This is a genomic window from Legionella bononiensis, from assembly GCF_016786215.1.
Classification (GTDB): Bacteria; Pseudomonadota; Gammaproteobacteria; order Legionellales; family Legionellaceae; genus Legionella; species Legionella bononiensis.
In genome coordinates this window covers 36,597-49,069 of sequence record NZ_JADOBG010000005.1, presented here as the reverse complement: position 1 = coordinate 49,069, position 12,473 = coordinate 36,597, and the positions used below count along the sequence as shown (strand labels likewise).

Genomic DNA, 12,473 nt, shown 5'->3' with positions numbered 1-12,473 from the left:
AGTCCAATAAGATTAAACCTGGATGGTCTAATCGTGTTTGATGTCTGAATTATCTTGATAGGATTTAAAACTTCATTAAAAAGGTAACCGGCCCATCGTTACACAAATGAACCTGCATGTTGGCTCCAAAAGATCCACATTCTGTCTTGGGATAGGCCTGATGAGCCATGTTCAATAATTGATCAAAAAGTTGTCGTCCCAGTTCAGGCGGTGCAGCATTTGAAAAGCTTGGTCGGAGGCCTTTTTGAGTATCTGCCATTAAAGTAAATTGCGGTACTAATAAAAGCCCTCCATTGACTTCTTTCAGACTTAAATTCATTTTGCCCTGACCATCATCAAAAATACGGTAGTTGATGCACTTATCGATCATACGTTTTAACTGACTCTCAGTATCATCAGGTTCGAATCCGCAAAGGATCATCAATCCGTGATCTATTTTACCTACCGTAGTTTTGTCAACTTCAACTCGCGCCTCAGTAACACGTTGGATTACCGTTAACATGCATCCAATCCCTGTTTCGAAATCTCTTTAGTTGCATAAATCAGAGCATCAATTATTCCAGACTCTCTGTCAGAATGACCTGCATCGCGAACAATTCTAAGATTTGATGCGGGAATTGCCTGATGAAGCTCCCAGGCACTGGCTAATGGGCTCACCAGATCAAATCGTCCATGGACAATATAAGTGGGAATGTGTCTGATTTTATTCACTTGAGCCATAACCTGATTTTCTTCGATAAAATAATGATTATTGATGAAATGTGATTCCAGTGTAGCAAGGGCAAGGGCAAAATGAGGATCGCTGTATTGGTCAATGACGTAGAGATGCGGTTGTAAACTGCTGCATCGAGCTTGCCATAGTGCCCAGTTCTTTGCTGCACTCATTCGAATGAGATCATTGGAACCTTGCAGGCAATCTGCATAAAATTGAGGAACGTTATGAAGCATGTTTTCTGGAACCAGACTAATAAATTCCTGCCAGTAATCAGGGTAAACCAGGCTGGCGCCCTGTTTATAAAACCAATCAATATCCTGTTGTCTGCCTAAAAAGATTTGATGCAGCAGCAATGCTTTAATTTGTTGGGGGTATTTTTGGGCATAAAGTAATGCTAATAATGAGCCCCAGCCACCACCGCAAAGGACAAACTCGGATAGTCCCAGGAAATCTCTGATTGCATCAATATCATCCAGGAGTAAAGGCGTAGTATTTTCTTTAATTTCAAGATGGGGAGTAGAACGTCCACAACCTCGTTGGTCAAACAAGATGATTCGATAACGTTGGGGATCAAAAAAACGTCTTAGATGTGGGTCTGCTTCCGCCCCAGGTCCTGGATGAAGAACGATCACAGGAATTCCTTCCGGATTACCTGTTTCTTCAAGATAGAGTACATGGGGTTTGCTTACCATTATCTCATGTTGGGCATAAGGTTTAATTGCTGGATAGAGGGAATGCATATTAGTCCTTTAGAATTTTTTATATATTATACTTTAATTAACTGCAATACAGAAATCACATTATTCTGCGCTCTGTATAGCTTTAAAGCAATACCAGTGTCTGCTGAAATTTATATCAGAGACCTTAATAATACCTTTGTCTTTATGAGTTAAATTGAAGATAATGCGCTCTCTATGTTCGATTGGAATTAATTTATGATCATGACAGCACTCCTTAAAGGCTTGAATGAAAGACAATGTGAAGCTGTTACCGCACCTTTAAACAATATGCTGGTTTTGGCTGGCGCCGGGAGTGGTAAAACTCGTGTTTTGGTAAGTCGTATTGCCTGGTTAATTGAAAAAGAACATCTCTCACCACATGGAATTCTGGCAGTAACTTTTACTAATAAGGCCGCTGGTGAAATGCGTACACGATTAAGCAGTATGTTGACTACGCCAATAATGGGGCTCTGGGTTGGAACATTCCATGGCTTATGTCACCGTTTGTTGCGTCGTCATTATCAGGAAGCTCGTTTACCAGAACAGTTTCATATTCTTGATTCTGAAGATCAGGCTCGAGTGATAAAAAGAGTTATTGCTTCGTTAAATCTGGATTCTGATCAATGGCCAGTAAAACAAGCACAGTCTTTTATTAATGGCAGGAAAGATGAAGGTATAAGACCTCAACATGTTAATGCTTTATCTTATGGACCAACAAAAACCTTAGTCGCAATCTATAGTGCTTACGAGCAGGCCTGTCAAACAGCCGGTGTTATTGATTTTGCGGAACTGTTATTGAGGACCCACGAATTATTGAGGGATAATCCGGAGATTCTGGCGCATTACCGGCAACGATTCCAGGCTATTCTGGTTGATGAATTTCAGGATACCAATACGATCCAATACGCCTGGATACGTTTGCTTGCCGGGGATAATACTCCAGTATTGGCGGTAGGGGATGATGATCAATCCATTTATGGCTGGCGTGGTGCAAAGGTAGAGAACATTCAAAAATTTTCTACAGACTTTAAAGATACTCATATCATCAGATTGGAGCAAAATTATCGGTCGACTGCTACCATTCTTGAAGCAGCTAATGCATTAATTACCAATAACAATTCACGTATGGGTAAAGACTTATGGACTGCTGGAAGCACTGGTGACAAAATTGTTGTATACAGTGCATTTAATGAGTTGGAAGAAGCCCGCTTTGTCGCCGAGCGGATTATGATGGAAATTAACCAGGGAAGTAGCGCCGATGAAATTGCCATTTTGTATCGTTCAAACGCGCAATCACGAGTTTTAGAAGAAGCATTATTGCGTTCCGGAATTGCATACCGAATTTACGGTGGCGTACGATTTTTTGATAGGGCAGAGGTCAAAGATACTTTGGCATATCTGCGTTTGTTGGTGAATACCAATGATGACACTGCATTTGAGCGGGTTGTTAATTTCCCTACTCGCGGAATCGGTGAAAAAACACTGGAAGATTTACGGTATCATGCTAAAACAGAACAATGCTCATTATGGAGTGCCGCGAAAAACCTGTTGCAATCAGGGGAAATGGCACAGCGATCCGGCTCATCTTTATCGCGGTTTATTGAACTGATAGAACGATTACAGATTAAAACGGTCTCTATGGAATTGGATGAACAATTATCAGAGGTCATTCAATTAAGTGGACTGTATGCACACTTTAGTAAAATTAAAGGGGATAAGTCGGAGTCACGACTGGATAACCTGCAGGAATTAATTAATGCGGCCAAACAATTCCGATACGAGCAGGATGAAGAAGACGAACTACCACTGGTCAATGCATTTTTAGCTCATGCATCACTTGAAGCCGGTGAGATGCAGGCAGAGGAACACGAACGCTACGTACATTTAATGACCTTACATGCAGCCAAAGGACTTGAATTTCCCATAGTATTTCTGGTCGGAATGGAAGAGGGGGTATTTCCTGGTAAGCAATCCCTTGAGGAGCCTGGGCGTTTGGAAGAGGAACGCCGGCTGTGTTATGTCGGAATGACTCGGGCTATGCGCAAACTGATCCTTTCCTATGCTGAAGTACGGCGACAATATGGACGAGAGGAATATCATAGACCATCACGTTTTTTACGTGAATTACCCGAACAACTGCTTGATGAAGTGCGTGTCAAGGCACGATTTAAGCCCGGGACGAGTTCACGGAGTCAAATTCCTTCAGCAGCGGAATCTTCTGGAATACCGATGGGACAAAATGTCGTTCATGCAAAATTTGGGCAAGGTGTTGTTCTGGCGGTTGAAGGAAGTGGCGCACATACACGAGTTCAGGTTAAATTTAGTGAACATGGGGTAAAATGGCTCGTTTTGGCCTATGCTAATTTAACAGTTGTTGGTGAATGCTCTCATTTTTAAAGAGAATGGATAGGTGAGTTGCCAATTCCGAATTCGACGAACTGCGATTTACATTTTAGTGCTCCTCACATTTTATACGTCATGCGAGGATGACAAGCTTATTAAAAATGCAAATTAGGGCTAATTACTATGCATTTTTAATAGTGAGGATCTCTCTGGTCTTGTTCGCGGGGTGTTGGATTTATTTTGACGAATTGTAAACACCCTCAACTTTGAGTTGAAAAAAGAGTATAAGATTTCGGTAGTGACCGTTAATTAAATAGGGTCTATTGAATTTTTCTTTAGTCGATGCTAGGGTGCGACTGGCTAAAGAAACTGGATTCAATTAAAATTCAGTGCGGTAGTGAATCTATTTTGAGTAAACTGCCGATATTAACTTAAATTATTAGTTAACCATTAATAAGGGGAATTGTGTGAAATTTTCAAAATTTTTAACCGCAGGAGCACTGGCAACTTCTTTAGTATCACCCATGACTATGGCCGCTGATGCTACAACCACCCCTATGTCTGATGCTCAAAAAAAAGAAATTGAAAAAATAGTTCATGATTATCTGGTCAGTAATCCGGAAGTACTGTTGGAAGCTTCTCAAGCATTACAACAAAAGCAACAACAAAATATGCAACAGCAGGCACAGTCCGCAATTTTGGAAAACGCAGATCAACTATTCCAAAGTAAACTGACAACAGTGGGTAATGCAAAGGGTTCTGTCACCATAGTAGAGTTTTTCGATTATCAATGCATTCACTGTAAAAAAATGTCTCCAATAATTGATAGTTTAGTTAAAAAAGATTCTGGTTTAAGAGTAATTTATAAAGAATTCCCAATTTTTGGCAAAAGCTCTGAAATGGCTTCAAGAGCCGCGCTTGCTGCAGGCATGCAAGGTAAATATCAGCCTATGCATGAGGCCTTATTGAAAATCGAAAAGCGTCTTGATGATCAATTAGTCATGGATGCTGCCAAATCATTAGGCTTGAATATGGATAAGCTGAAAAAAGATATGGACAGTAAAGACGTTACGGATATTCTGGAAGCGAATCGTCAATTGGCTGAAAAATTACACCTGATGGGAACACCTGCATTCATCGTTGCATCTACTCCTGATGGCAAATTTAAAACTGGAACAGAGCCTTCATTTATTCCAGGAGCAGCAAGTGAAGAGTCATTGCAGGAGCTTATAAAGAAAGCTGCTGGAAACTAGAGTAATTCAGTAACCCATCTATGTGATGCGGGATCTAAAACCGTTGTCCCGAACGAAATGAATTACCAGAAATACTGATTTATTGAGACTATGTTGTGCGTAGTCTCAATAAATTTAATTCGGGTTGATGATATCTGTCATCATGCAATAAGATCATTCGGGGTGGTACGCTAAACCTCGTAATTGTTAATTTTGAGACTTTCATGACAAAACCAACTACATTTCAAGAAATCATATTAACGCTGCAGCAATATTGGGCTGCTCAAGGTTGTGTTCTGTTACAACCTCTGGATATGGAAGTTGGGGCAGGTACTTTTCATCCTGCAACTTTTCTAAGGGCTATTGGTCCCGAGCCGTGGTCTGCGGCGTACGTGCAACCTTCCAGAAGACCTACTGATGGACGCTATGGTGAAAACCCCAATAGAGTTCAGCATTACTATCAATTTCAGGTAGTACTCAAACCTTCTCCTTTGGACATTCAGGAAAAATATCTGGATTCATTGCGCGCTTTGGGTGTTGATCCTCTGGTGGATGACATTCGTTTTGTTGAGGATAACTGGGAGTCCCCTACATTAGGCGCATGGGGATTAGGTTGGGAAGTCTGGCAAAATGGTATGGAGGTTTCTCAGTTTACCTATTTCCAACAGGTAGGTGGTTTGGCGTGTAAACCCGTCACAGGCGAATTAACTTATGGACTTGAGCGAATATCCATGTTTGTCTTGGGTGTTGATAATTTGTTTGAATTACCCTGGTGTAAAAATTCACAGGGTATTGTGACCTATGGTGATGTATTTCATCAAAATGAAGTGGAAATGTCGGCATATAATTTTGAGCATGCCAATGTTGAAGAATTATTTAAACAATTTGATTACTACGAAAGTGAGGCACAAAAACTGATTTCTTTGCAGCTGCCCCTTCCTGCCTATGAAATGGTTATGAAAGCATCACATTCATTCAATTTACTTGATGCACGTAAAGCAATATCCGTTACTGAAAGGCAACGTTTTATTCTTCGTGTAAGACAGCTTTCCAGAGCAGTGGCTCAGGCTTATTATCAAGCTCGAGAGGCTTTGGGCTTCCCTATGCAAAAGGTGTGTGATGGTCAATGATTTTATTTTTGAGTTAGGGTGCGAAGAGTTACCCTCAGCTGCAGTCTGGCCTTTGGCTGATGAATTTGCTAATCAATTACTCGCTGCATTAGATAAAGCGCAATTAAGTTATGGAGAAGTGAAACGTTTTGCTACTCCAAGACGATTGGCTGTTGTAATTCGAGATTTACAGTCAGAGCAGGAAAGTCAGACCGTGACTCGTAAAGGACCAGCTGCGATTGCAGCGTATGATAAGGAAGGAAATCCTACCCCTGCATTAACAGGTTTTGCCAAATCCTGCGGTGTTTCTGTGGAAGCACTGACCCGTATTCAGACGGATAAAGGTGATTGGATGGTCTGTGAGATTCAAAACTCAGGTTCACAAACTAAGACCTTATTACCTGCATTGGTAGCTCAATCCATAGCTTCTCTTTCTATTGCTAAACCCATGCGATGGGGTGATGGTGATGAAGAGTTTGCCAGACCTGTTCATTGGGCTGTAATGCTCTATGGCGATGAAGTTCTTGAACATGAAATTCTTGGGGTTAAGTCTGGACGTGAAAGTCGAGGACATCGATTTCACCATCCACAAAAAATAAGAATAACCAATGCTCGAAGTTATGAAGAGCAACTGCGTGAATCATTTGTTGTCGCTGATTTTGCAACGCGTCGGAGTATGATTCAGGAGCAAGTGCATCAATTGGCTGAATCGCTACATGCTAGTGCAATTATGCCTGAAGATTTGGTGAATGAGGTCACCTCTATAGTGGAATGGCCTCAGGCATTAGTAGCTAATTTTGAAAAAGAGTTTCTGGATGTCCCGGCTGAAGCTTTAATTGCTTCGATGCAATCGCATCAAAAATGTTTTGCCTTGAAGGATAAGCACGGCACATTGTTACCGCATTTTATTACGGTAGCGAATATAGCCAGTTCCAATCCTCAGCAGGTAGTAGCAGGTAATGAAAAAGTAATGCGTGCGCGATTAAGTGATGCTGCATTCTTTTTCAGACAGGATAAAAAACATCCTTTAAGTGAACATATACCCTCAACAGAGCAGGTAGTGTTTCAGGTAAAACTTGGAAGTTTACAGGATAAGGCGTTACGGGTAAAAGCGTTGATGCATCATTTAAGTCAGGCGCTTGATTTATCAATCCAGCAAGCAGAACGCGCCGCGATATTAAGTAAATGCGATCTGATGACCGGCATGGTTGGTGAGTTTCCTGAGTTACAGGGATTAATGGGTTATTATTATGCATTAAATGACGGAGAAGACCACTCAGTGGCACAAGCTCTGAACGAGCAATATATGCCTCGATTTGCTGCTGATATGCTTCCTGAATCAAATTTAGGTCTGGCACTCTCGTTAGCGGATAGGGTCGATACATTAGTTGGTATTTTTGCTATTGGCCAAAAACCTTCCGGAGTGAAAGATCCATTCAAATTGCGACGACATGCTTTAGCTGTAGTCCGATTATTAATAGCCACACCTTCACCGCTTAATTTAACCACCTTGATAAATGAAGCGATAACAAACTATGGCGATACGGTCAGCATGGATAAGACCGGTGCTCTTGAGTTAAAGGTTTTTATTCTTGAGAGACTGCAATCCTATTATCAAGGCCTGGGTGTGAGTGCTGATCTGGTACAAGCAGTACGTGCTCGACAAGACGATTGGCTCTATGATCTGAATTTGCGGCTGAATGCCTTGAAACTCTTTATTACCTTGCCCGAAGCTGCATCTCTTTCTGCAGCGTGTAAACGGGTTAATAATCTATTGGCTCATGCAGACAAACGAGATTTGGAAGCGGAGATTAACGTCAATATTATCGAGGAAGGGGCTGAAAAAGCACTTTATACTCATATAAAAACGGTTACAGAATCTACTGACTCTTTATATCGAGATGCTAACTACGGTTCATTGCTTAAACAGTTAGCCAGCCTTAAAGAGCCCGTAGATGCATTTTTTGATAATGTAATGGTTATGGTAGAAGATACAGCAGTAAAAAAGAATCGTCTGGCGTTGTTGTCAAAATTAAATAATTTACTGCAGGGCGTTGCAGATATTTCAATGCTACAGTTGTTATGACTCAATTAATCTTACTGGATCGTGACGGTATAATAAATCAGGACTCACTACACTATATTAAGTGTGTAGATGAGTTCATCCTGATTCCTGATAGTGTAGAGGCTATTGCTCAACTGAGTAAGGCAGGCTACACCATTGGTGTGGCTACCAATCAGTCAGGTGTTTCCAGAGGACTTTATACGGAAGATGAGCTGGCAGCAATTCATTTGAAAATGATCCGGGCAGTCCAATCTGCTGGGGGCAAGATTGATGCGATTGAATATTGCATTCATCTTCCATCAGAGCAGTGTTTTTGTCGTAAACCCAATCCTGGGATGTTGTTGTCCTTAGCTAAAAGGTTTCATTGCTCTCTTGAGAATGTGCCTTTTATTGGTGATCGAGTATCAGATATTGAGGCTGCATTTGCAGCTGGGGCAAGTCCGATTATGGTGTTGTCTTCTATGACTGATCTCATTGGACTAAATGACTATCCTGAAGTACCTGTCTTTAATTCCCTGGCAGAGTATGTCAATCAGCTTTTGTCTCAATCATGAGTGCTATAACAACTGTAGGATATGAAAGCGAGGAATTGAGAGAGGAAGCAGATCTCCTGGCAAAGCAACTTGATTTTACCCTGGATAAAGAAGCAGCTACCTGTTTGTATGTAACATCCCATAAGTTGGCTTTGAAAATACCCAACTTCTCACTTCTATCAGCAGATTTTAGTGCATCGACCTGGAATAAAAGACGATCGGAAGGGAAAAAGCAAGGCTTGATTCGTGCTTGTAAACCTGCACAAGCTGTTAAAATCCTGGATGCTACTGCAGGGTGGGGAAGGGATGCTGCGATTTTAGCAAGTTTTGGCGCACAGGTTGTGATGTTGGAGCGTAATCCCATAATGGCTGCATTGTTATCTGATGCAATTAGCCATCAGAATGATTTGGACAAACAAAAATTAAAGGTATCACTTTATGCTGCTGATGCCCGGTTGTATTTAAATAATCTTGCCGATAACGATTTTCCGGACGTTATCTATATTGATCCCATGCATCCACAACGTAATAAATCGGCTCTGGTTAAAAAAGACATGCAGGTGTTACAGCAGATGATAGGTACTGATGAAGATGCTTTGGACTTAATGCAAGTGGCCATATCTCATGCAAAGCAAAGAGTTGTTGTAAAATGGCCACAAAAGGTAAAAGCTTTGTTAGAGCCTGATACCAGCATTGAAGGAAAGACTGTTCGATTTGATGTCTATATTAATAAAAAAAGCTAGCTCTCTTAAGTTTTTTACGTCATAAGTACTCTAGAGTTCATTCAACTGTACCGCTTCCTTACGGTCGCGGCTCGGTTATTTTGCTGATGATTAAATCACTTGAACGCTATATCCTATTCAGTATATTTAACCAAACTCTTCAAGTTCTTCTCTTAGTCGCTTTTCTTCAAATAAATCTTCTATTTTTCTACGTCGTTCCAATTTTGTAGAAGGACTTGGTTCTGGTATAACTGGTGCTGCTTCACTTACATCTTCAATATCTGTATCAAAGTCATCAAAACCACGAGTACTCATAGCCATCTCCCTAGCCAACCCGTTGAATTCCATTTCTGTAAAAGGAGTTGCAACATTAATTATTGATAATAGTTATCTTAAAAAATATTCATATATTATAATAAGATACAAAAATTATTGTATCAACTTTGCCGTTGATTTCCTATAAAAAATATCAGATTTTAGCTGTTAGGAACAGTGGGATTTTTTGTACAGAATTGGGTGTGAGTATAACCACAGCTCTCTCGCATTGAGTCCGAGAAAACTGTGATTGATGACCTTTGAAATAAACAGTTAATCAGGGCAGGTTAAACTGTAAATCCATTAGTTAGGAGCGGGTCCAGTTCTTTCTTCTTCCACTTCCTGCTCTTCTTCTTTTTCCTCTGGAGGTGGATTTACTTTATATTGTTCCTTAATGTCTTTTATTACAGCCTTTACTTTATCATTTTTTGCTGATTTGACTTCAGGTGGGGTCATACCTGAAAGTTCCTGTTTTATTTCAGCCGCTCTTTGACTTATCCTTTTGTATGATTCCGGATCGTCTTTAAATATTTCTTCAATCTTTAGTTCTCTACCTGACTTGTCGCGAATCTCTATTTTACCTAGTTCAAAACCGGCCCTTACAGATCCTTCAACAGCCTGTTTTGCTCTTTCCATCAAAGTATCTTTATTTTCAATTTCAATAGTCCAAGTAATCTTATCATTACCTTGTGCTTTAATCAGTTGCGACACTAATAGAAAATCGGTAAGCGGTTTTTGCGCCAGGCTCTGATAATATCTGGGACTTAACATACTAAAGTGAAATTTAAATACACCTGGTTGAGTCTGTTCAATTTCCATTCCTGTCATCGATTTAAATGGTTTATTTATATCTTCTAATTTTACGTAAGCCAGTTTCGCTTTAATGTCAGTTTCAGTATAACTGCCAATACCATTTCTTGATGCGTTAGCAGGAACTGGATGTTTGGCTCTATTTGCTTCTGCTATTTTTTCAAGCATAGCAACGTTGTCTGCATTGGCCCTGCGTAGTGTTTCTATCAATCCCATTTGCTTGTATTCTTCAGCGGAAGCTTGATGAAGCTTATTGATTGCTTCAGCAGTGGATTTATCAAATTCACCTAATTGCTTTTTGTGTGATGCAGAAAGCTCCTTGAGCATGCTGGTTTTCAGATCGTCTATTCGTTGATTCGCATCCGGATCAGTTGCAGCAATGTTGTATGCCTTCATTACATGGTCTTTAAAATCTTTGTCATCAAATTGAGCCGATAACATTTGTTTATCAAGATCCTGTTGCGCGACAATAGCTGTTCTTGATTTATCAATATAGTATTTAAAGGTACCTATTACATCTTCTGCGCCAAAATTTCCACCGGGGATTTGTTTTATCAAGTCTTTAAACGTTGCTGAATTCTCATTAAATTTTTTCATCGCTTTATCATAATCTTTGGTGGGTACCAGAACTTCAGCGATTTTGTTTTTTACCTCTTTAGCTGCATTGGCCGCATCCGGATTTGATTTATCATTCATTTTATCAAGAATTGACGCTCCGTATGGCCCTTTGGCTTTAACGGGTACCTCATCATTATCCGAAGTTCTTTGTTCATTCAGTTTTTTAAATGCGCCACTTGCAAACGTGGGATTATTTCCTAAACCGATTACATTTCGGTAGGTTTGGCCAAGATTTTGAAGGGCAGTAGGCGTTAGTTTATTGACATATTCATTGGAAAAAAGATGTTTACCGATTAGTGGTATTCTTGATAGTAGTGGGCCTGGCATAGTGTTCACCTAATCACTGGATGAGTTATTTGAAGTATAACATGGTTTAATTAAGAAAAAATTAAGTTAATTTCAGGATATACCCCTCAAATTTGAGGGGGGTATATTGTCCTGAAATTGTGCAGATACATGTATATTAAGACCGGTCTGCACTGATTAAAAATGTAATGAATTACCAGGCAGGTATTGCTGCATCACCGAACAATTTTTTGGCTTTGGCTTTGACTTCATCTGAATTCAGGGCTTTGACAAATAATTCCAGTTGAGCTCTCTTTTGGGTATCCTTGCGTATCACAATGATATTGGCGTAAGGAGAGTCTTTACCCTCTGTATACAATGCATCCTTGCTAGGATTTAAACCTGCAGGCAGAGCAAAGGTGGTGTTGATGACTGCGGCAGCAACATCAGGCAGTAATCGTGGCAATTGAGCTGCATCCATTTCTTTAAATTGCAGTTTCTTTGGATTGCTTTCTAAGCTTGGTATACCCGCATTGGTCGCATCTTTTAATGTAATTAAATGAGAGTCTTCCAATAATAAAAAGGCACGCATTTCATTACTGGGATCATTAGGAACCGCAATAATACTGTTCTCGGGAATTTCTTCTAGCGATTTGTATTTTTTGGAATAAATACCCATAGGATAGACAAAGGTTCTGCCTATAGCCTGCAGATTATAACCATGCGCCAGAATTGCGGCTTTCAGATAAGGTAAATGCTGGTATACGTTGGCATCCAGGCTACCATCCTGCAGGGCTTCATTAGGCAGATTGTAATCATTAAACTCAACAATTTTTATGGTTAATCCATAGTCTTTTTCAGCTACTTTTTTGGCTGTTTCAATGAGTTCGGTTTCAGGACCTGCTATGGTTCCTATAACCAGTGTATTTGGAGAGGGTTTGTTGCTACAGGCAACCAGACTTAATATTAAAACCAGATAACTTAAAATTCGCATTATGGATCTCTCA

General features: G+C 40.2%; 11 protein-coding genes. 6 read left to right on the top strand and 5 right to left on the bottom strand.

Annotation, left to right across the window (positions count from 1 at the left end):
• Nucleotides 1-64: 64 nt before the first annotated feature.
• Together dtd and pip are read right to left on the bottom strand one after the other, a co-directional pair.
• The gene (gene dtd, locus IZU94_RS03860) at nt 65-502 is read right to left on the bottom strand and encodes a D-aminoacyl-tRNA deacylase (protein ID WP_203108191.1); all 438 of its coding nucleotides are present in this window, start codon (nt 500-502) and stop codon (nt 65-67) included.
• Nucleotides 496-1,455 (bottom strand): prolyl aminopeptidase, encoded by a 960-nt coding sequence (gene pip, locus IZU94_RS03855; protein WP_203108189.1) that lies wholly within the window; start codon nt 1,453-1,455, stop codon nt 496-498. The genes dtd and pip overlap by 7 nt, the downstream gene beginning before the upstream one ends.
• Nucleotides 1,456-1,650: 195 nt before the next feature.
• Between pip and uvrD the strand changes: the two genes are divergently transcribed.
• From uvrD to IZU94_RS03825, 6 genes are all read left to right on the top strand, one after another.
• Nucleotides 1,651-3,831, top strand: coding sequence for a DNA helicase II (uvrD, locus tag IZU94_RS03850; RefSeq protein ID WP_203108187.1), 2,181 nt, complete (start codon nt 1,651-1,653; stop codon nt 3,829-3,831).
• A gap of 413 nt (nt 3,832-4,244) precedes the next feature.
• On the top strand, nt 4,245-5,030 hold the full coding sequence (locus IZU94_RS03845) for a DsbA family protein (RefSeq protein ID WP_203108185.1): 786 nt from the start codon (nt 4,245-4,247) through the stop codon (nt 5,028-5,030).
• Between the two features lie 203 nt (nt 5,031-5,233).
• Complete coding sequence (glyQ, locus tag IZU94_RS03840; RefSeq protein ID WP_203108183.1) at nt 5,234-6,139, top strand: glycine--tRNA ligase subunit alpha; 906 nt, start codon at nt 5,234-5,236, stop codon at nt 6,137-6,139.
• Complete coding sequence (glyS, locus tag IZU94_RS03835) at nt 6,129-8,204, top strand: glycine--tRNA ligase subunit beta (RefSeq protein WP_203108181.1); 2,076 nt, start codon at nt 6,129-6,131, stop codon at nt 8,202-8,204. The genes glyQ and glyS overlap by 11 nt, the downstream gene beginning before the upstream one ends.
• The gene (gmhB, locus tag IZU94_RS03830; RefSeq protein WP_203108179.1) at nt 8,201-8,737 is read left to right on the top strand and encodes a D-glycero-beta-D-manno-heptose 1,7-bisphosphate 7-phosphatase; all 537 of its coding nucleotides are present in this window, start codon (nt 8,201-8,203) and stop codon (nt 8,735-8,737) included. The genes glyS and gmhB overlap by 4 nt, the downstream gene beginning before the upstream one ends.
• Nucleotides 8,734-9,459 (top strand): class I SAM-dependent methyltransferase, encoded by a 726-nt coding sequence (locus IZU94_RS03825; protein WP_203108177.1) that lies wholly within the window; start codon nt 8,734-8,736, stop codon nt 9,457-9,459. The genes gmhB and IZU94_RS03825 overlap by 4 nt, the downstream gene beginning before the upstream one ends.
• A 126-nt stretch (nt 9,460-9,585) precedes the next feature.
• Here IZU94_RS03825 and IZU94_RS03820 read toward each other — a convergent pair whose 3' ends face one another.
• From IZU94_RS03820 to IZU94_RS03810, 3 genes are all read right to left on the bottom strand, one after another.
• Nucleotides 9,586-9,753: a PA3496 family putative envelope integrity protein gene (locus IZU94_RS03820; protein ID WP_165483187.1), complete on the bottom strand. Its 168-nt coding sequence runs from the start codon at nt 9,751-9,753 to the stop codon at nt 9,586-9,588.
• A 303-nt stretch (nt 9,754-10,056) separates the two neighbouring features.
• Nucleotides 10,057-11,508, bottom strand: a complete 1,452-nt coding sequence (locus IZU94_RS03815; protein WP_203108175.1) for a hypothetical protein — start codon at nt 11,506-11,508, stop codon at nt 10,057-10,059.
• Nucleotides 11,509-11,680: 172 nt separating this feature from the next.
• On the bottom strand, nt 11,681-12,460 hold the full coding sequence (locus IZU94_RS03810) for a MetQ/NlpA family ABC transporter substrate-binding protein (protein ID WP_203108173.1): 780 nt from the start codon (nt 12,458-12,460) through the stop codon (nt 11,681-11,683).
• Nucleotides 12,461-12,473: the final 13 nt, after the last annotated feature.